The 21177-nt window shown below is 42.7% G+C and carries 17 protein-coding genes, 1 tRNA gene and 1 pseudogene; 9 read left to right on the plus strand and 10 right to left on the minus strand.

What is annotated here, in order from left to right; genetic code table 11:
• Window positions 1–41 precede the first annotated feature (41 nt).
• Window positions 42–1823, plus strand: coding sequence for a succinate dehydrogenase/fumarate reductase flavoprotein subunit (locus tag VB836_RS13700; protein ID WP_323219836.1), 1782 nt, complete (start codon window positions 42–44; stop codon window positions 1821–1823).
• A gap of 292 nt (window positions 1824–2115) precedes the next feature.
• Here the strand turns inward: VB836_RS13700 and VB836_RS13705 are convergent, their stop codons facing one another.
• From VB836_RS13705 to lipA, 5 genes and pseudogenes are all read right to left on the minus strand, one after another.
• On the minus strand, window positions 2116–2394 hold the full coding sequence (locus VB836_RS13705) for a hypothetical protein (protein ID WP_323219837.1): 279 nt from the start codon (window positions 2392–2394) through the stop codon (window positions 2116–2118).
• Between the two features lie 103 nt (window positions 2395–2497).
• Window positions 2498–4504 (minus strand): WD40 repeat domain-containing serine/threonine-protein kinase, encoded by a 2007-nt coding sequence (locus tag VB836_RS13710; protein ID WP_323219839.1) that lies wholly within the window; start codon window positions 4502–4504, stop codon window positions 2498–2500.
• 116 nt (window positions 4505–4620) lie between these two features.
• Window positions 4621–5928 carry an RNA-guided endonuclease InsQ/TnpB family protein gene (locus VB836_RS13715; RefSeq protein ID WP_323219841.1) on the minus strand — a complete coding sequence of 436 codons (1308 nt, stop codon included), beginning with the start codon at window positions 5926–5928 and terminating at the stop codon, window positions 4621–4623.
• A gap of 268 nt (window positions 5929–6196) precedes the next feature.
• Window positions 6197–7420, minus strand: a complete 1224-nt coding sequence (sigC, locus tag VB836_RS13720; RefSeq protein ID WP_323219843.1) for an RNA polymerase sigma factor SigC — start codon at window positions 7418–7420, stop codon at window positions 6197–6199.
• 577 nt (window positions 7421–7997) lie between these two features.
• Window positions 7998–8891 (minus strand): annotated as a pseudogene (lipA, locus tag VB836_RS13725) (lipoyl synthase); the annotation flags it as partial.
• Between the two features lie 96 nt (window positions 8892–8987).
• On the opposite strand from lipA, the gene VB836_RS13730 reads away from it, so the two are divergent.
• The 6 genes from VB836_RS13730 (at window position 8988) to VB836_RS13755 (ending at window position 11860) form a co-directional block, all read left to right on the plus strand.
• Window positions 8988–9061 (plus strand) — tRNA-Pro (locus tag VB836_RS13730).
• A gap of 162 nt (window positions 9062–9223) precedes the next feature.
• Window positions 9224–9925: a phage integrase SAM-like domain-containing protein gene (locus VB836_RS13735; protein ID WP_323219845.1), complete on the plus strand. Its 702-nt coding sequence runs from the start codon at window positions 9224–9226 to the stop codon at window positions 9923–9925.
• Window positions 9926–9935: 10 nt separating this feature from the next.
• A complete protein-coding gene (locus tag VB836_RS13740) occupies window positions 9936–10334 on the plus strand; it encodes a site-specific integrase (protein ID WP_323219847.1) in 399 nt (132 codons plus the stop codon).
• 24 nt (window positions 10335–10358) lie between these two features.
• The gene (locus tag VB836_RS13745) at window positions 10359–11057 is read left to right on the plus strand and encodes a hypothetical protein (protein WP_323219849.1); all 699 of its coding nucleotides are present in this window, start codon (window positions 10359–10361) and stop codon (window positions 11055–11057) included.
• Window positions 11058–11145: 88 nt separating this feature from the next.
• The gene (locus tag VB836_RS13750) at window positions 11146–11478 is read left to right on the plus strand and encodes a DUF433 domain-containing protein (protein WP_323219851.1); all 333 of its coding nucleotides are present in this window, start codon (window positions 11146–11148) and stop codon (window positions 11476–11478) included.
• The gene (locus VB836_RS13755) at window positions 11465–11860 is read left to right on the plus strand and encodes a DUF5615 family PIN-like protein (protein WP_323219853.1); all 396 of its coding nucleotides are present in this window, start codon (window positions 11465–11467) and stop codon (window positions 11858–11860) included. Before VB836_RS13750 ends, VB836_RS13755 begins: the two co-directional genes overlap by 14 nt.
• A 53-nt stretch (window positions 11861–11913) precedes the next feature.
• Here the strand turns inward: VB836_RS13755 and VB836_RS13760 are convergent, their stop codons facing one another.
• Both VB836_RS13760 and VB836_RS13765 read right to left on the minus strand, forming a co-directional pair.
• A complete protein-coding gene (locus tag VB836_RS13760; RefSeq protein WP_323219854.1) occupies window positions 11914–14253 on the minus strand; it encodes a DNA polymerase in 2340 nt (779 codons plus the stop codon).
• Window positions 14237–14746, minus strand: a complete 510-nt coding sequence (locus tag VB836_RS13765) for a hypothetical protein (protein WP_323219856.1) — start codon at window positions 14744–14746, stop codon at window positions 14237–14239. The genes VB836_RS13760 and VB836_RS13765 overlap by 17 nt, the downstream gene beginning before the upstream one ends.
• Before the next feature lie 227 nt (window positions 14747–14973).
• Here VB836_RS13765 and VB836_RS13770 point away from each other — a divergent pair, with 227 nt between their 5' ends.
• Window positions 14974–15558: a lecithin retinol acyltransferase family protein gene (locus VB836_RS13770; RefSeq protein WP_323219858.1), complete on the plus strand. Its 585-nt coding sequence runs from the start codon at window positions 14974–14976 to the stop codon at window positions 15556–15558.
• Window positions 15559–15778: 220 nt separating this feature from the next.
• Here VB836_RS13770 and VB836_RS13775 read toward each other — a convergent pair whose 3' ends face one another.
• The 3 genes from VB836_RS13775 to VB836_RS13785 all read right to left on the minus strand — a co-directional run bounded on the left by VB836_RS13775 (window position 15779) and on the right by VB836_RS13785 (window position 19856).
• Entirely contained in the window at window positions 15779–16651 is an 873-nt protein-coding gene (locus tag VB836_RS13775; protein ID WP_323219860.1) for a hypothetical protein, read from the minus strand.
• A gap of 145 nt (window positions 16652–16796) precedes the next feature.
• Entirely contained in the window at window positions 16797–18359 is a 1563-nt protein-coding gene (locus VB836_RS13780) for a hypothetical protein (protein WP_323219861.1), read from the minus strand.
• 69 nt (window positions 18360–18428) lie between these two features.
• Complete coding sequence (locus tag VB836_RS13785) at window positions 18429–19856, minus strand: strawberry notch C-terminal domain-containing protein (RefSeq protein ID WP_323219863.1); 1428 nt, start codon at window positions 19854–19856, stop codon at window positions 18429–18431.
• Between the two features lie 247 nt (window positions 19857–20103).
• Here VB836_RS13785 and VB836_RS13790 point away from each other — a divergent pair, with 247 nt between their 5' ends.
• Complete coding sequence (locus VB836_RS13790) at window positions 20104–20985, plus strand: hypothetical protein (protein ID WP_323219864.1); 882 nt, start codon at window positions 20104–20106, stop codon at window positions 20983–20985.
• Window positions 20986–21177 lie beyond the last annotated feature (192 nt).

The following is a 21177-nucleotide window of genomic DNA, read 5'->3' on the forward strand; positions in this document are numbered from 1 at the left end:
ATAGAAGAACGAGGAGAACTCTATTTAACGATTCGTCAACTATGTTAGAACATGATGTCATAATTGTCGGTGGGGGTTTAGCGGGAAGTCGGGCTGCGGTAGAAATCGCTCGGACAAACCCCAGTCTCAACATTGCGATGGTCGCCAAAACCCATCCCATCCGTTCCCATTCCGTTGCGGCTCAAGGGGGAATTGCCGCTAGCTTGAAAAATGTTGATACCGCCGACAGTTGGGAAGCTCATGCTTTCGATACTGTCAAGGGTTCAGACTACCTCGCTGACCAAGATGCCGTCGAAATTCTCGCCCAAGAAGCCCCAAATGTGATTATCGACCTCGAACACATGGGCGTGCTGTTTTCTCGCCTAGAAGACGGTCGCATCGCTCAACGGGCTTTTGGCGGTCACACCCATAATCGCACCTGTTACGCCGCCGATAAAACAGGTCACGCCATTCTCCACGAACTGGTGAATAATTTACGCCGCTACGGGGTGCAAATTTACGATGAATGGTATGTTATGCGTCTGATTTTAGAAGACGCCCAAGCCAAAGGCGTTGTCATGTACAACATCGAGACTGGCGAAATTGTGGTTGTGCGGGCTAAGGCGGTAATGTTTGCCACAGGCGGCTATGGACGAGCGTTCAACACCACGTCAAATGATTATGCCTCTACAGGTGACGGGTTGGCGATGTCTGCGCTGTCGGGAGTGCCATTGCAAGATATGGAATTTGTGCAGTTCCATCCAACGGGATTATATCCGGTAGGGGTGCTAATTTCTGAGGCGGTTCGGGGTGAAGGGGCTTATTTGAGGAATAGCGAGGGGGAACGCTTCATGGCTCATTATGCCCCTAGTAAAATGGAGTTGGCGCCCCGTGATATTACCTCTAGGGCAATTACTCTAGAAATTCGCGCCGGACGCGGCATTCATCCCGATGGCAGCGCTGGCGGGCCGTTTATTCACCTGGACTTGCGTCATCTCGGACGAGAAAAAATTATGAGTCGCATTCCCTTTTGTTGGGAAGAAGCCCATCGGTTGGTGGGGATAGATGCAGTTGATGAACCGATGCCTGTGCGTCCAACTGTTCACTATTCTATGGGGGGAATTCCCACAAATACCGATGGTCAGGTGATTATTGGGCCGGGGTTGCCTGTTGATTTTAAGTTTGACCCGAAAGCGGGGTCTATGACTCCTCGTAATAATCTTGTTGATGGTTTTTTTGCCGCAGGAGAAGCGGCTTGTGTATCGGTTCATGGCGCTAACCGTTTGGGGAGTAATTCGTTACTTGAATGTGTGGTTTATGGACGAAGAACGGGGGCGGCTATTGCTCAATTTGTTGAGGGGCGGAAGTTGCCGGATGTTGATGAAGGGCGTTATCTTCAGGATGCCAAAGAACAAATTCAAGCGTTATTAGACCGACGGGGGAGTTATCGAATTGCCGAAATTCGTCAAGAATTTCAAGATACGATGACCGAACATTGTGGGGTATTTAGAACTCAAGAGGTAATGAAGGAAGGATTAACTAAAATTCTGCAATTACAAGAGAAATATCAACAGATTTATCTCGATGACCAAGATAATGTTTGGAATACGGAGATTATTGAGGCGTTGGAATTGCGGAGTTTAATGATAGTGGGTCAGATGATTTTGACTTCGGCGTTAAACCGTTTAGAAAGTCGAGGGGCGCACAGTCGAGAGGATTATCCAAAACGGGATGATACTAATTTCCTCAAGCATACGTTAGCCTATTATTCACCTGCTGGCATTGATTTGTCTTATCGTCCGGTGAGTATTACTCGGTTTGAACCCTTAGAACGCAAGTATTAAGGTGTTATATGAAATCTAAAAAATAATGCTACAGATCATTAATCCCCCAACTAATTCCTCCCATATTCCCCCCTTTGTAAGGGGGGCTAGGGGGGATGGAGAACCTCGAAACATTTGTAGCAACAATTTAAGTATTTCATGTTAAATTCCCCCCTTTTTTTGATTCATAGAGGAGGGAATTAACCGGTATTTTGTAGAAACACGCTCGACACAAAGACACGAAGATTTCTCTTGGTTTTCTCTGTGTCGAATGGTGTTTTTCTTCTAACTTTTTTAGGCGTCGTCAAGTGAATTAACAGCGTTGAGTAATTCCTCGTAGTGATTCGATTAAATTGCTGTATTCGGTTTGATTTAATGTTCCGGCACCGTAAAATTGAGACAGACAGCTATTGACTGCGTTGAAGGTTGCTTCTGTCTCTATCCAGCGTGTTCCCCCGTTGAGCGCTTTTTCTGCTGTCATATAATTTTCATTTGAGGTAAGCTGCACACCGTAGGGTAAAGCAATTTGCCATTTCCAACGATTTCGGAGGCTAACCGCACAAATCATCAAGCCGTAATAATCTTTGTGCATCTATTAACGGTTTAACTCACAATCTTTATAATTATTTAACGATTATATTACACTTCTTGATGAAACTCAACTCTATTTATCATTTTTCTCAAAAGGTCTCAACCTAGCTCTGCGGTTGCCAAATCTTCACAGTCTGGTCATAACTGCCACTGGCTAATCTGAGACTCTGTTTACAAAACATTACAGATAACACATCTCCCGAATGGTCTGTTAAGGTTTCCAGCAAAGTCCCGCTTTTCACATCCCACAAATCAATACCATGCTGATTCCCACTGGCTAAGAGTTGACCATCTGAACTATAGGCGATGGAAAACACATCACTTTGATCGGCTCTCAGCGTCCGTTGGATGACCAAACTTTCACCTTGAAGCTGCCATAGTTTAATCATGCCATCTCGGCTACCCGTTGCCAACTGTTGACCGTTTGAACTCAAAGCAACGGTTCTCACCCAGTCGGAATGATCCTGAACAATTTGCAAGGCTTTGGCTTTTTGCAGATCCCACAACCGCACTGTTTGATCCCGACTTCCACTGACTAACAGACGACCATCAAGACTAAAGGCTAAACCATAAACTCGATCCTGATGACCGGATAGAGTATACCAGCGTTTGCCTTTTTTGAGATCCCAAATTTCAATGGTGCGATCGCGACTTCCACTGGCTAAAATTTCACCATTGGGACTAAACGCCACAACCTCAACCCCATCCTGATGACCTGTGAGTGTATACCAACGTTTGCCTTTTTTGAGATCCCAAATTTCAATGGTGTGATCGCGACTTCCACTGGCTAAAATTTCACCATTGGGACTGATCGCAATAGACGTCACCCAGTTACTATGACCTGTAAGAGTGTACCAACGTTTACCTCGTTCTAGCTGCCAAATTTCAAGGGTTTGATCTTGACTTCCACTAGCAATAATATTTTCAGTCGGACTAAAACTAATGGAAGTGACAGCATTTCGATGTCCCTTTAACGTGTACAAACAAGACCAAGTTGGCGATCGCAACGGAGTAACACGAGTTGGTTTAACAGGTGTCTGACGAGATAAAGGCGGTGAAGTTTTTTGTACAGAAGTCGCTTTAGATTGAGGCGGAACAGAGGATAATGGGGTTTGATGGGATAGTCTAGGGGTAACGTTTGAGGGGGGGCTTGGCGGAGAAGTGAGTTGAATATTACGAAGGATTTTTGCAGGGATACGATCTGGGTAAAGATCCTTGAGAACTTGTAGCGGAGTTTGATAGCGTTGGTTCGGTGTGGTCATCAACATTTTATCAAGGACTCGACCTAACTGAGCAGTGAACGGTTGTCCTTTGAGATAATCTCGCCAGATCCAGCGATCTTCGTTGATGTCAAATAAATCAAAAGGCGAAATTTGAGTTAACAGATAAATACAAGTCACTCCTAAACTGTACAAATCACTGGCATAAACCGCTTGACCACGAGTTTGTTCTGGGGCAATATATTCTGGACTGCCAATGATCGTTCCCATCATCGGGGGTTGCGTCGTGGTAACAACTTTCGCCGCGCCAAAGTCTACTAAGACCAATTGACCGGGAAAACTGCCGATGTTGCTAGTATGGGTTGATAAAGCACTGCGTCGAATAATGTTGGCGGGTTTGATATCGCGATGAATGACTTGATGTTGATGAATAAACTGCAAAACGGGTAATAAATCATCCAGCAGTTGGCGAATTTTGGCTTCATCAAAGGTATCATTGCGAATCAATTCTTGTTCGAGGTTTTCACCTTCAATATATTCTTGTACTAAATATAAATTCTGATCCTGTTCAAAATGCGCCAACAAGTCGGGAATTTGCGGATGTTTCCCGAGTTGATCGAGTCGAACCGCTTCTTGTTGAAAGAGTTCTGCGGCTTTGGCTGCATTATGGCTTCCCTGAGTTTGGGGAAAAAATTGTTTGATCACACAGGGGGGACGAGAGGGTTTATCCTCATCTAACGCTAAAAAGGTTTTACCAAAACCCCCAAAACCAATGGGTTTGATGGCGCGATATCGTTCTCTGAGCAACAGTTTAGCACCACAGGTCAAGCAAAATTTACTGTTGTCTGAGTTTTGAGGTTGTTTACAATGCGGATTGAGACAGTAGCTCATCGGCAACTCAACAATAATATTTTAGATGCAAGTAGTAGAACAAATCCCAGAAGCGATGTTGTTATCTCATTCTATCGATGTTGTTATCTCATTCTATCTTAGACGATTCCAGTGAACTACCTACACTGTACCGTCAGGTCAGTGTAGGCTTCCTGTCCAACAGAAAGCGCAGTAGTGGATTTCTTGCGTCCTCCCTTACTGCGACTTACATCTGGGCGACAGGCTTCTTGATCAAGTTGTTCATGGGGGAAACCCCCAAGACCACACTTCATCGCTTTTTCCCCCGTTCCAGAGGAGCCAGCGCCGTGGGCGGCTTTCCCGACTTGAGGCGACTGGCGTGTCAAAATCCGTAGTCCCTCATCTCTGAGGTTAATACTTGCGTTAACATCCCTATGATGCTTAGTTTGGCACTTATCGCAAGTCCAGGATCTTACATCAAGCGGCAAACTACCAACTTGATTAAGGCAAACATGACAGGTTTTAGAACTGGGGAAAAATCTATCAACTTCAAGATAAATTTTTCCCTCCATTTCCGCCTTGTATTTCAACATGATACAGAACATACTCCATCCAACTTGATGTATGGACTTGGCGAGTTTATGATTCTGCATCATGCCTTTTACATTGAGATTTTCCAGCACTATAACTTGGTTTTCGTTAACTATCCTACGCGATAGCTTGTGCAGAAAATCTTCACGACAGTTAGTGATTTTTCTATGAACTCTAGCAACTTTTAATCTCGCTTTAGTTCTGTTGTTAGAACCTTTTTGTTTCCTAGATAGTTGTTGCTGCTTAATTTTTAAATTCTTCTCATGCTTATTAAGTATTCTAGGATTCTCAAACTTAGAACCGTCACTGGTAACAGCGAAGTAAGTCAATCCTAAATCAATCCCAATTGCTTTTCCATTCGTTGATGGGTTAGGCGTTTCCTTGCCGTCATCAACTAAGACAGAAGCATAGTATTTTCCATCAGGATTCTTGGAAACAGTAACGGTTTTGATTGTTCCTTCAAATTCTCGATGACGACGACAATAAACTAACCCTATTTTACCGGGTAGTTTTAGATAATCTCCCTCAAATTTAACGTTTTGGGGATAACTAATTGATTGCCTGCCGTGTTTGGATTTGAATCGAGGTAATCTTGCCCGTTTCTCAAAGAAGTTTTTGTAAGCTGTGGATAAATTAAGTGCGACAACTTGCAAACATTGGGAATAAGCATCAGATAACCAAATATATTCCTTTTTCAGTTGAGGTAATAATCGTTGAATGGCTGCTCTTGATAATCCTTTCCCTGTAGTTTTATAGGTTTCAATGCACAAGTTTAAGGCGTAATTCCAATACCATCGGCAACAGCCAAAGCTTTTAGAAGCGGCTATTTGTTGCTCAGGAGTTGGATAGATCCGGTACTTGTAAGCCTGAAACATTATCGCTTTCAAAATATTTGATATAATCTAACACATTCTTGTTAATTTGGTCAGGATTGACCGACCAAATTAACTTGGGGGAGTCCGTGTATCCCACGCTTATTTCTGGTTATTTTTGGGCTTGGAGAAATTCAGCGTGGGACTTACCGCTCCCCCAAACCCCCTCTTTAGTTAAAACCCAGTTTCTCACAGAAACCGGGTTTTCGGGGAAACAGTTCTCGCCGATCGCTACTTTTGAATTTAACCGTTAAAATTGAGCTTTAAGCGTTTAGGTGAGAGATTCGAGGTAATCGCGAACTCGGTTGCGACGCTTGGGTTGACGGAGCTTTTGTAAGGCTTTGGCTTCGATTTGACGGACACGTTCGCGAGACAGTTCTAACTCCCGACCAATTTCGGCTAAGGAGTAAGTATGACCATTACCCAAACCGTAGCGCATTTGAATCACATCTCGTTCGCGATCGCTTAAATCAGCTAGCAGTTGTTGTAAATCGCGATGAAGTGATTCTCGCATAAGCTGGTCTTCCGGTGAAACTTCTTCAGTTTCCAGGAGTTCACCGAGTTCTGTATCTTTGTCGCTACCGACTTTGGTTTCCAGGGAAACAGAACGGGGAACTTTCAGCAAGACTTCGCGAACTTGTGCGGGAGTCATTTCTAATTCGGCGGCGATATCGTCAATGGTTGCGATCCGGCCTTTTTCTTGAGAGATTTTACGTTGTGCTTTTTTAATTTTGTTTAATTTTTCGGTAATATGAACCGGAAGGCGAATGGTGCGGCTTTGAGTGGCGATGGCGCGGGTAATGCCTTGACGAATCCACCAGTAAGAGTAGGTACTGAAGCGATAGCCGCGTGTAGGGTCAAATTTTTCAACCGCCCGTTCGAGTCCTAAAGTTCCTTCTTGAATTAAATCCAGTAATTCTAAACCGCGATTTTGATATTTTTTAGCGACGGATACGACTAAACGGAGGTTCGCTTTGATCATGTGATCTTTGGCTTGTATACCCTCAGTTTGAACTTGATCGAGTTCTTCAACGGTCAGTTTCGCCAATTCGGCCCAACGCTGTTTTCCTTTAGCTATAATGGGTTTGAGGTCAGAGAGTTCCACGCCAGAGACATTAGCCCAGCGTTCGAGGGAAGGACGATGACCTAACTGAGCGGCTAGGCGATCTCGGGTTTGAATCAGTAGGGTAAAGGTTTCTAAAATTCCTTTCTCTTTATTAGCGGCTTTGTCACGCAGTTGAATTAAACGTTGATAACGTTGAACTTTTTGGGCTTCGGCTACTTCTTCATCTCGTCCGAGTAGGCGAACCCGACCGATTTCTTGCAGATAAACTCGAACGAGGTCAGTGGTTCGACGGTTAGTAATTTTTTCCGGTTGAGTGTTTTCTCCATCTTCGATCTCGATCTCGATCTCGATCTCGAGGTCAGAAGGTTGAGGCATATCGTCAAAGTCGTTTTCGGTATGATTTAAGACGTTGGTGGCTGGCTTAGTCATTTTTTATGTTCTCTGGGTGGTTGGAACTTATACGGGGTCTACTCTGAGAATGCCCACTGCGATCTGATGATCGATCAGTTTTGAGGTTGGCGCACCCCCCTGATCTTGGGAATTTCTCGGATTTGAGATGTCCTCAAGGGAGGGTCCTCAGTGAGTGTGGGATGGCAGCCCGAGTAGATGAGTCACTCCTTCATGGTCATTAGCTAGTATAGGGAGACACCCATCACAAAGAAGTGATAGTCATCAGACGTTCAACTAATCTTCATCACCACAAGCTGACGTTCCCGATCACTCTTAACTCTGGTTTCAGATCACAAGTGAAAAATCAGGGAACTTTTATGTAGAACATTCATTCAATATCAAAGGTGTTTTAGCCTAACTGGGTTGATGCGGACAGAAGATGCACTTTCATGTAGATGGGTTCGTCGTGATCTTCTGGTTAATCCTAAGTTTTCTCTGAGACGGTGGAGGTTTATATTTTTCACCAATATCGACAGACCCAGCCGATCAGATCATAATCGGGCTTTTTGACTAGCTTATTCTAGCGACTATAACAGAGTTTTTCCTCTCTCTTAGGTTAGAGTATAGGACGTGGATTTTGTTCGATCAAGGTTCTCACCTGTTCGGCATGGTAAGAACTGCGAGTTAATGGAGTTGCAACTACCTGTAAAAACCCTAAAGACTCACCGTAGGTTTTCCAAGCCTCAAACTGTTCAGGTGAGATAAAGTCAACAACAGGTAAGTGCTTAGGACTCGGTTGCAAATATTGTCCTATTGTTAGGATATCACAATTGACAGTTCGTAGGTCTTGCATCACCGCTCGAACTTCTGCATCTGTTTCCCCGAGTCCGACCATGATACCTGACTTAGTATACACTCCCGGCGAGAGTTGACGCGATCGCTTCAACAGTTCTAAACTACGCTGATAATCCCCTTGGGGACGAACTCGCCGATACAGACGGGGAACCGTTTCGCTATTATGGTTGAGAACTTCAGGTTGAGCCTGTAAGATAGTGTTCAAAGCTTCCCAATTCCCACACAAGTCAGGGATTAATACTTCTATGGTGGTTTTGGGAGATAGACGGCGAACCGCTTCGATACAGCCGACAAACTGAGAAGCACCGCCATCAGCTAAGTCATCTCGGTTGACGGAAGTAATGACAACATGGTTCAAATTCATCCGTCGCACCGCTTCGGCGAGTCGTTCCGGTTCAGTCGCATCTAACGGTTTTGGTTTCTTCTCAAAATCAATATCACAATAAGGACAAGCGCGAGTACAAGCTGGCCCCATAATCAGAAAAGTTGCAGTACCCGCATGAAAACATTCTCCAATATTCGGACAAGAGGCTTCTTCACAAACTGTATTTAAGCCCAAATCTCGGAGAATATCCTTAACTTGACCAACTCGTTCCCATTGAGGGGCTTTGACTCGCAACCAATCTGGCTTAACAACCACGCTCTTTCTGCTTCCTTTGACTTGAACAGTATGCTAGATCTATCCTAACCGAAATTTTTCGGGAATTGTATTAGGAGATTTTAGATTAACGTGGTACAATAATATTATCTACGGGATGTAGCGCAGCTTGGTAGCGCACCTCGTTCGGGACGAGGGGGTCGCAGGTTCAAATCCTGTCATCCCGATTCATTTCAAACCCTTACACAGAGGGAGTTTCCGAAGGTTTTTGCTGTGACAGTACAGCAGCAAACGACTTCCACCGTCTCTCACTGATGGCTGATTATGTCTCATTATATAGCTATTATTGGTGAGAACTTGGTGAGATCAGTTGAACGGAGGCATGGGCTTTGAGTCGTTCTAAGAAAGGTTCCGTCAGTATCGGTGCTGATAAAGGATTTTTGAGACTCTACTGGCGATATCAGGGCAAGCGGTATTTCTTGCCCGTTGGCTTACCGGACACCCCCATTAATCGCTCCCTCGCTCAAAGAAAGGCCACGACTATTGAGTTGGATATTCTCTCAGAAAATTTTGATCCCACCCTCAAACGCTACAAAACGGGGGACAATCGCTCATCAATTGCCGTCGGCGTTTTATTTGAGCAGTTTATGGAGTACAAGTCGGGATTCCTAGACTCCCGTACCCTGGAAAAATACCGAGCTTGTTTAAGATATGTTAGCGACTTTCTCGGAGAACGAAAAGCCAGCGAGATCGGCGAAAAATTGACAATTGCCTTCAGTCACTGGTTGCAAGAAAAGATGTCAGCCCCCACAGCAAAAGAGCATCTATCATTGCTGAAAGCGGCTTTTGACTATGGAATCAAGCAAGACTTGATAGAAGTTAATCCCTGGACTGATGTGGTAAAGCGTTTCAAGCTCCCGCCCAAGCAAAAGCCCAAACCCTTCACCCTGTCGGAGATTCAAAAAATTATTCAAACCTTCAGAGATAGTCCATATTACAGCTACTATACCAACTATGTGGAATTTTTGTTTGGTACGGGCTGTCGGACTGCCGAGGCGATTGGGTTATGTTGGAAGCACGGAACACGATGATTGTTCAACCGTGTGGATCGGGGAGTCGTTGAGTCGGGGAAAACGAAAAGCCACCAAAACCAATAAAGCTAGGACGATTACCCTAACTCCCCATCTTCAGCAAATCCTGTTAGCCCGTCGCGCTACAAAATTCAAGCCCGATGAATTGGTGTTCACATCGAAGACGGGCGCTGCGATTGATGACCATAACTTCAGAAACCGAGCTTGGATTAATGTTCTCAAAGAAGCCGGAGTGGAATATCGCAAGCCCTACAACACCCGTCACACGTTTATTTCCCATGCTTTGGAGCATGGCATGAATCCGGTGATGGTCGCCGAATTAACAGGTCACGATGTTAGAACACTTTATGAAAACTACGCAGGGTGTATTGAATCAAGACCCCGACTCGCGGATTTCCTCAATCCATAAAGCACAAATTACCTCCTAACAACCATGACCACTACTATCAGTAAGCGATCGCATACAAGCCCAAAACGGGGAAGAATTTTTGAAACTGAAGCTCCCCCACAGCAACTTGAATATGAACGCAAACGCACCGAGTTGCGTCAACGGGCCAGAACACATTTTGAGTGTTTGAAATTGAGGTTGATGTCATCTCATCCCGACGAATATGTTTCTATTGAACCCGAAACGGGGGTTTATTTGGTCGAAGCGGACTTTGAAGTTTTACTGTGGCGTTCCCAGATCTACTTTCCTCAAAGTCCAACCTGCATTTTTGGCATTAACGCGCACGGGAAGCTGCGGTCGCCTATGACGATTATTCAAGGTCGATTTGGACCGGGAGGAGTGTGGATTTTTGAGATTGAACTCGTTACCAGCGACGGAGAACCTATAGCTGTTGATGCGGTGTTTGACTCCGGGTTTTCCAATGGTTACTTGGCATTAAACGCCGCAGATGTGTCCGCTTTGGGCTGGCGCTTGCTGCAACCGGATGTGGAACTAGCCACCGCCAATGGTTTAAGTCGGTTTGATATTTATCAGGGAAAAGTCATTATTGGCGGGAAAACTTGCGTGATTCCCGTTCATGTGGGACGGGGGATTCCAGATATTTTGTTGGGGTTGAGATGGCATCAAGCCCGAATCACTGTCGATTATAGGGCGGGAATTCTCACTCTGGAACTGGAAGCTTAATCGCTCTTTAAGCTTGGAAATTAATAGGAGTATAATCTATGACTTCAGAGAATATTTATCAATTGACGTTGAAGACTTAAATACTTTTATGAATCCAAAACTTGTCGAATCTTTAGTTCAAATGATTGAGTCTCTACCCCAAGATGACTATGTGCTTTTTCAAGAACAACTCACCATCAGAAGCATTCAGAAAACAGAGGGAATATGTGAGGGTCACGCTCGGATTCGTAATACTCGAATCGCGGTTTTGACAATCATTTATTTCCAAAACCAAGGGGCGGATGAAGAAGAACTGTTACGAAATTTTCCGGTATTAACTCCTTTTGATTTGATGGCGGCACGGATTTATTATCACGCTCATACAGCAGAAATTGACTCCCTAATTGCTTCCCATGCTGGGGAAGAACATGATGATGAGTAGATTCTATTCCAATAAAAACTTTCCCTTAGATTTGGTAGAAGCTCTCCGCAATTTAGGTGATGATCTACTCACATCCTCCGAAGCAGGACAAGCTAATCAAGGAATTCCAGATTTAGAAGTTTTAGCTTATGCAACCGCTCAAAATCGGAGCGTTATTACTCTCAATCGAGATGATTTTCTAGCCCTACATAGAAGTGGAATTAATCATAATGGTATCGTTATTTGTAAAGAGGATCGGGACTATTTGGGGCAAGCGCAAGCACTTCATATTTATTTGGAGACTCAAGGGGCAGAATTAGAGAATCGATTAATTCGAGTTTTGAAGCAAAATCAACCTAAATCCAGTCAACAAATTTTTAGGGTTCGAGAATATATACGCTAAGTTCAACGGAAGTTCGGTTGTAATGGAACATTTGCCGTTGCAACATTTTGGTATTATTGCAACACAAGCCTTCTGTTTAGGTAAGGGGAGCCATTTTCAGATAAAAGTTTCGGCTGAACCTCCTCCAAAAAGTAATCCACCTTCTCCCGATTCAACCGACTATCAACATTTACCCAACCGTCATCCCAAACAACATCCAAAACCTTATGCTCGGTGTCATTTTCCAACAGAGTTAGACGGCGATCGCGTTTACTCCAATGAGCCGTATGCCGAGAACCTTCTAGATGGTGAGTTCGAGCCTGGTTCAAACAATCACAAACAACTTCAGCCACCTGTTTTGCCCATTGCTGCTGTTGTTTAGCGTCAGCTTCGGCTTGCTGAATATCTTCAAGAGTAAACCCCGCATCGAAGGCATCGCCGATATCCCATCCGTTCTTCACTTCTCCTCGATGGGGAACCAACGCCACCGTTGCCCGTTTTCCCACATCCCGTAAAGCCTTAGCCATTTTAATCGCCCCAATTTGTCCCTCGTTGTGGCTATCAAAGCGATCGTAGAAAATCACAACCTCATCACCGGGAATAGCCCTCAGTTGCTCAGGTGGGGGAATGCCCCTGGCTCCTGTCGAAGTACAAGCAACCGCAATGCTTTCCCCAGACTGACGCACCGCCTCACCCAACCTCACCGCATCCCAAGGCCCTTCTGTTAAATAGGTTTTCTCCACATTTTGTTCGGGCTGCTGTACCACCCAAACCGAAGGCAGAACACCTGACTGTCCCCATTTGGGAGTTCCCGGTTCAAGTTCGTTTTCTGATAGCCAGGGAGCATAGCGGCGGCGAAGGTAAAGCTTATCGGGTTCAACGGCATCCCGGTGATGAAAAGTAATGGATGCAGGAAGCGATCGCCCATCGGGAGTGCGGAAACCAAAGTTCAAGCCAATGTTATAGCGTTGAGCCATTTCCGGTGTAATTCCCCGATGTTCCAAATAGTCCAAAGCCTTTTGTTGAAGGGAATGGTGTTTGGCATCAGCAGAAAGAAGACGCTGTTGTGACATCTTTAAATCTTCTTCTGTAGCAACTCTGGGCGTAAGATTCTCAGATGAACTTTGGGACTGGTTAAACTCTCTAATATCAGGTAAGACTTGAACTTTCCCAACTTCTGGAAGTCCCAACGCTTTACGAATCGCTTTTTCATCATGGAGTTGCTCAACATCACGGCTGGGAGCCTCCCCTCCACTGCCACGAAAACACCAAAATAAACCGTCTTCACGAACACTTAAATTGAGGTTATTGGGCTTTCCTTCTAACCCACAACAGGGGCATTCCCCGCGACCATTCCTGAATTTAACATGATCTCGAATATCGAAATCGGTTAGGGTATTTTCAGAAGATAATAATTGCTGTTTCGGTCTAGGTTTCGGTGCTTGTTTGGGGTAAGTTCTTAATTGAGTGATGGGTTCTTTTCTACTTGGAGATGGCAATTTTTCTGCACGGTTTCTAAACTCTTGCTCACTTAGCCGAACTCCCAACAAATTATCACAAATGCTCACCTCTGCCACAGTTGGGATATCGGGAGTTATGCGATCGCCAGCAACCTTCATCACGCTCTCCAAAATCTTCCCCACTTTTTCAGCTTGAGACTCTTGCGCCGTCAAAACAATCTCATCGTGGCGAATTAAAGTAATTTTTGCCCCCGTTTCTTGCAGCGCATCCGGTAACAAAGCCAGAGCCAATTTGCTCATATCCGCCCCAGAACCCTGAATGGGAGCGTTCAAGGCTTCATTAATAGGGGGATATTGATGAGGTTGAGGTTGCCACTCTCGTTTTCTACCTAATAATGTGCGAGTTTGTGGGTATTGATTATCTTGAGAAGATAAGGCAGCATTCCACTGTTGCTTAAAATCCTGTCTAACCTGTTGTTCGTGTCGGGCAACTGAGGGATAACCTTTATCCATTGCCGCTTGAAACTTCATTGCATCTTCTATAGAGAATTCTACTCCGTAGGAAGCGATCGCATAACTTTGTAATCCCTGTGGAGACTGACCATAAATTTTACCAAAATTCACGGGTTTAGCTCGTTGTCGTTCTTCGCTGGTGACTTCGTTCTCTGGTTTTCCCGTCATCAAAGAAGCGGTTAACCTGTGAGCATCTCTACCCTCTTGATAGGCGCTCGTTAACATTTTATCTCCGGTGAGTTGAGCCAAAATTCTCAGTTCTTGTTGAGAATAATCCGCCCTGACAAAGACCCGTCTTTCCTCTCCTTGTTGTTCGGGAATAATTGCCCGTTTAAGTTCAGCCGGGATATTTTGAATGGCGGGTTTTGTAGCAGACATTCGACCCGTTGCGGCTGAATTTTGATGCCAGGTTGGATAGACTTTATTATCCTTGTCTACCACATTCAATAATTTTATGGAGGGACTGATCAATCTTATCGAAGCGTTTATCCATATTGGTGAGACTGGCTTCAAGATTATTAATAGTCTGACCAACTTCTTCAACGAGCGCCTGTTGTTGCTCAACAACAGAGTCACGAATTTGAGAGACATCTTGATGAATTTCTTGGGCGGTATTGTAAACCCATTGCTGAGTTTCTAAGTGACCCGAAATATTGGGGTCTTGTAGAATTATTTCATCGACCAAAACTTGAGAAGGAGACAAACCCGTATCTTCAGTTAAAAGTCTCGAATCATACTGATGAACCGCATCTAAAAAATGGCTATCTCCCCGTCCGGTATCCGTCGTTTGAAAGCGAATGGGAGTGGGAGGATTAATAGGTTCCCAATTGGGCTGATTTGTATTCAGTGTACGCGCCGTTTCCCTGGCTTCGGTGTCAATTTCTTCTAAAATTAAATCGGTGGAAACTTGCAATTCTCTGGAGCGATCATTCATGCGATACCACTTAAGTAAATTCCCTACTTATGGGTCGGTAGGGGTTTGAGAACCTTTCAAGACTTAAAGATAAAGATAGCGACATTGGTATATTTACGAGTTATCTTTTTAGTATTTAAAAGATTGCATAGATAAAAATTATCTGTAAATTTTCGTATTGTATTTTAAGGAATTTAAGGTTAATTTTAAATTAATCTAGTTAATCGCATAAATGCAAAGGAGAATCAATGACTGAAGATTTGCATATCTTTCAACCTGGCGATCATATTTGTCGAAACGATGGGCATTACTGGCATCATGGTATTTATTGCGGTGACATTACTTTGCAAAACAGAATTTATCATAATGTTGTCATTCATTATACGAGCAAGAATAATTGCGGACAAATTAGAAGCGTTTCTTATGAAAATTTTGCTAACAATCAAGATATTTATTATGTAGATCATAAACATGACAATTGTTTTGCGCCAGAAACAGTCATTCACAGAGCAGTCAATCGGTTAGGAGAAATTGATTACAATATTTTTCGCAATAATTGTGAACATTTTGCAAACTGGTGCAAAATTGGTAAAAAGGTTTCATATCAGGTTAGTAGTTTTAATGAAAAAATTACTACACCTGTAACTGGGGCGGCGGCGGCTGTAGCGTTAGGAAGCGTAACTACACAAGTATCTGCTGGTGGTCTTTTAGGTCTTTTAGGAGCAACTACAACAGTAGCAATGTTTCCATCTGCTGTAGTTGTGGGGGGTGCAATAGCGATTGGATTGGGAGTTGGTATGTTTATAGATAAGGTTTGTAATCCAGATGAGTAGCTTTCGTTTGTTTTGGTATTAGAGAATAATTGCTTTACAAGACTAACGTGTAATCCAATTATCTGATAATTAACTGAGCCGAAGGGGGGTGAGCGACTACCATAAATCTATCACTCGCCCCGATTTGTGTAGATAAATTTCGGGAAATATCACTTTGGAGTTTAGACTTTTTATTCAATGTAAACAGAATTATCCTTATATCTATTAGGCTTTATATGAATTATTCGGAGCTTTTGTCAATAGCATTTTTTATAAGTTTTTCATAATCTTTACCTAAAAGTATTTTAATTTCTTCAAATCCATTCATGGTTTTTTCAGATATACTGAATCCACATTTGCATTGTACTAAGCTCACGTAATAATGTACGTTTAATATTATATCCTCATCAGTTAATAGATCATAATCTATAACAACTTCTGCATTTTTACTACAGATAGGACAAGGATAAGTGGTAGTTTCAAATTTTTCAGATAATTCTATTCTCTCACAAGGCAGTTCAAGTCCCTGCTGATACATTCGTCTTAAATGTTTAATTCTTTGTTCTAGTTCCAATATATCAGCTTTTCTATAAGCGTCTCTAGTTGTTATCATCTGATTCCATAGTTCTTCACCGAAAATAACTTTGGGATTTGTATCAAGACATAATTCACAAATTATTTCTGTTATCTTTATTACTTTAGTCTGAATACGTTTCTCTAGCTCACCTACCTTAACGTAGCCAAAGTTATGTGCTAAAGCATTTCTTGTTTTTATCAAGTAATTAATATCTTCCAGTATTTCATGTTGGTTCAAATTTTTATATAGTATAAACAAATTATCCTTAGCTTTATCTATACTAACCGTACTTTTTCCACTCAAATCACTCCCATTTTCAAAGTCAATTAAAGTCTCAAATGTTATTTTCTCATCTAAAATCATTAAACGGTTTTTCTTATATAAAGCCCACTTTATAAGTTTTTCCAAACCTGTAGTTAGTAATATACATCCTGAAATTACTGTGAAGTCGTCTATTTCACCGGGTTCTAATATTTTGAAAGCTTGTTTGTAAAGTCCAATAGTATGGTCTAATAGTGAAAAATATTTTGCTGTCATTGTTGTTCCTACTAATGTGTTCTTTTTTAATGTTTTAACTACAGTTTTTACATTATACCCTTTTTATCTCAAATCTCTCATAAGCCTTGATGATTGACTCATCCCTATCGCTTTACGCTTTACGAGCATAGTCCATAAGGAAGCGTTAGACGTTAGTAACACCGTCCAATAATTCCTCAGTACGACAATCAAGAGTAGACATGATTTCATTTTCAAGTTCATCAACCTGCCAACGAGAAAGCTGAGAATTGATATTTTTCCATCTTTTATCGGTGAGTTGAGCTGTTAAGATTTCCTCGCCTTTCTCCTCATCGATTAGCGTTAAAACTTGCTGTTTTGTATCCCAACTCGTACTGCAATAACCCAAATTAGCCTTTTCCCCATCCGATGCTAAGTCGTGATAATCGGCAATCAAAGGAGCCAATCGCCCCACAAATTCCTGCTGTTGTTTGTTGCGTTCTAATTCATCAATGCGTTGAACAAGAACCGCCTGAATGCTTTGAAAATGGGAAACATCTTCATCGGACAAATTGGAGTTAATGTTGTACCAATTGCGGGAAGTTTCATCCCAACGAGCGCCCATTAAATGCCGATGTTCCAAAGTTTCAATATTGAGGGTATCGTCTTGGCGATAAGCAATATTCTGAGAGCCTTCATAACGGTTTTCCCCGACAAATTTTAATAACTCATTGGTAATGGGGGCGACAATTTGAACTCGCTGCTGTTGAATGAGTTCCGATTGCTCAATCTCAATTTCATTGATGTTTGTCTCAGAAATTTCTAGGGGTTGTTCTTGTAAATCCTCTTGGGAATTGAAAAACTCAACTTCTCCTGGTGACGCTTCTGGTAATGTTGAATCTGTGGTTGCTTGCTCAGAATTTTGAGATTCTAACTTCCTAATCTCTACAGTTTCTATCTCCGAATTCTGGGTAATATCAGATTCTACCTCTAACTCAACCTGTGGGGAATTGGTAATCTGTACAGTTTCCGTTTCCGAGTTCTGAGTAATATCAGGTTCTACCTCTAACTCAACCTGTGGTGAATTGGTAGTCTCTACAGTTTCCGTATCTGAGGTAATTGATAATTTCCCTCCATCAATAACCGATAAAGTCGGTGAGGCGATATTGGGTTCAACATCCTCTGATGCTCTAAGTTCCTGTTGAACCTCAAACGCCGTCGCCAGAATCTCCTCAAAATCGGGAATTTCCAACCCAACCAATTCCCTGGCTATCGCCGCATCTTCTTTTCCAATCGCATACAACCCCCATTTTTCATCCAAACGTTCAACCACAGATTCCAACTCATCGGGAGAAAAATACAGATAAGAACTATCGCCCCGACTGTAGAATTCATTGCGTTCAACGCCTTCTAATGTGGCGGCTTCTAACAGCTTTTTGTCCAAGAAAAATTCCCCACCCGCCTTCTTAGATTTGGGAACAGAAATTCCATAAACCTCATTTTCCTCATCGTAGAAAAAACTCAACCGAGCATCGCGAGTGTGCAAGGTTAACCCCCGTTCTTTGGTAAAATCTTCAATGTGTTCAACTTCAGTTAATCGCACTGGAGCGTTGGCTAAATCCCTTGTCGGTTCAAAGCTTTTTCGCATCAAAAAACCGGGATGACGTTCGCCCACCCTATCGGTGTAATGAACAATTTTCCCCTGAGAACCAAACTTATCGGCTGCTTTCAATAAGTTCCCCGTCATCATATAACGCTGTTCCCGGTCGGCATTTTGAGCCTCATCAAACAGTTGTAAAACGGGTTTTTCTTCGTCCCGTTAAAGAATCGAATACTGGGGTTTTATAAAGTATTTTCCTTTGGTAGAACCAAACTTAGAATAAGCCAAATCCAATTCTTTTGCTCCATCAGCCACAGCAATTTTAATCTGATGATTACTCGGTCTTAAAGGGTTGCCACTCTTGTCCGGTGGCTTGGCATAATGACCCAAAATCACCCCATACATCTCGCTGCCTTCGGGAGTTTCAATTTCAACCGGAGTACCAACAGAAAACGCCCTCCTCATCCCCGTAATAACTGCCGTTTGCTTATTCGTCGTGTCGATAAAATTCTGAAGACTGCTCTCAGTTTTAAACAAACTTTGACGGTCTTGTTGATAGCTTTCCTTTAACTTTTCCAACTCAGAAATTTGTTCGATGGCGTGATGATAGGAAGCCCTGCGAATCCCTAAATCATGCAAATCGGTTGGATTTACTGACACTTGTTGGCCTAACTTCTCCAAACCAATTTCCTGCCGAACTCGGTTCAAAACTTGCCCCGACGTGTAGGGTTTACGACCGGATTTAACATCTAAAATATCCAGAACAACGGGTGCGGCAAAAGGGGTATCTCCCACACCATTTGCGGGTACGACTTCAACCGTCGAAAGTGTCACCGCATCTAAGTCTAGAGTGGTAGTTTTTAACGTATTAATTCCCAAAGAATCCAATTCTTCCATTAAAGCGTCATAACCCATTTCAACTTGTTGCATGACTTCTTCCTGTTCATCGATAGAAAGAAGGGGTAATCGTCCCGTTAACTTAGAAATTAGTCTCCCTTCCTCATATTCAAATTCTTCTTGATAAGGAGAACTTAGGCGATAATTCAGTTCAGGATTATCCTTTAAAACCTCCTCGGCAACTTGGTCGCCATATCGGTTGAGAAAATCCCGACTTTCCCCAAAATCCACCTGAGATTCTCGGTTGGCGGTGGTATTTGCACTGAGTCCGGCTAACTTCCCCATTAAAATCGATTGCATTCTTCTTTCATAGGGAATATCGGCCGCACCAATTGTTATTTTGGGTGCATTAACCTGACCCGTTCTATCAAAGCGTCCAAAGAATTGTTTGGCAATATTAATATCCCCTTCCGGTTGTAATAATAAAAAATGTCTCTGTCGTTGGTCTGCAAACTTCTCAGAAGCATGAAGACTAATACCCGTAGACATCGTTCGATTGCCAATTAAACAATCAATTTCGCCACAATTAAACCCGTCCGTTGTTGCCCGTTTAATCTCGGCATTGTTTAACGGTTTGAAGGTTTTATAATAAGCCTGGTAGGAACCATCCGATTCTTTAATATAATCAATTCCCGACGAACGCCCCGTGACTTCTCCCACAGAATACCCCCGTTCTTCCATTTTAGTTTTGAATAAATCAATCGGACTAATGGGAAGTAATGATATAGCAGTGTGAAATGATTTATTCAACAATTAATGATTTTTTATTCAACTCGTGAATGAAAGTCATTCCCCATCGACTGTTCGGCTAGGGACTCAGTATTCCTACTGAGATGATTCTAAGGAATTTCTGAAAGTTCCGTATTTTCCACCTAGCTATCTAAGTTTTTACAGTGTATTCTTGAATTTAGAGGCTTAAATGTTTTGCCGAAACACTCAAGTCTCAAATAGAAGAATTATCTACATGATTGATTAAAACCTACTCACTCAGTTAACCATGAATGAATCACTCGATTTAGCTAAAGTTTCTGAAAGCGATCGCCTAGCTTTCTATGGAGCATTATTTGCGATTGCTTTTGCAGACAATTCCATCGATAAAGAAGAGCTTGAATTAATATTCGGATTGATGGATTTGCAAGGAATGACTGAATCTGCCAAAAGAAAAGTACAGTCGTATATCATTGAACCTCCTTCTTTATCGGCTTGTTTAAGAGCATTACGAACGGCAGATGAACAACTACGCTACGGTCTTATGATTAACTTAGTAGATACTGCCTGGGCAAATGACGAACTGGATTTCAATGAAGAAAAAGCAATTGCCCTAGCCCAGCAAGAACTCAAAATCTCAAATGAACAATTAAAAGCAATTCAAATATTTATTCATAAAGTCAGAGAAATTCGGGAGCGTGGTTTAGACGATAACTATGCGGCTGATGCTATAAAAACAGCGGCAGCAGGTCTTTCTGCTGTAGGGGTTCCCGTTGCGGCTGTTTGGTTTTCTGGTTCAGTTATTGGATTGAGTGCAGCAGGAATTACATCTGGGTTAGCTGGTCTTGGAGCGCTAATCGGTATTGGAGGGATGATTCCTGGTATTGGCGTTGCTATTCTTTTGGGTACTGGCATTTTTATGGGTGTTAATGCCCTACTTGATACAGGAGATCAATCAAAAAAGGGACAGTTACAAGCGGAGAAAGAACGCAAAGCTCAACTCGTGAGAAAAAATATACAAGGAGCTATTAATCTATTAACAGAGCAAATTACTAGCCTTCAAGAAAAAGCTGTTAACCTAGAGGCTAGTGCTGCTGATGCAGAAGCCAATCGAGAGGCAATCAGAATCCTATCTGAGAGATTAAGGCTTATCTTGAACCTGTTGGACTAATTGAAGCAATCCTTCGCCAAATTGGGCATTTGATTTCTGATGTAGCTACACCAATGCCGAGGTTTTGAGCGATCGCAGAACTTGCCAACGGATTGAGAACTCCAAGTGCTTCTCAACAATAAGTAGAGATCATTTCATTTTCCAGTTAATCAATATTGGAGTTTGGGCTAAAGAAGATGTATGATGTTTGCT

Origin of the sequence: Limnoraphis robusta BA-68 BA1 (assembly GCF_034932365.1) — a bacterium.
Classification (GTDB): domain Bacteria; phylum Cyanobacteriota; class Cyanobacteriia; order Cyanobacteriales; family Microcoleaceae; genus Capilliphycus; species Capilliphycus robustus.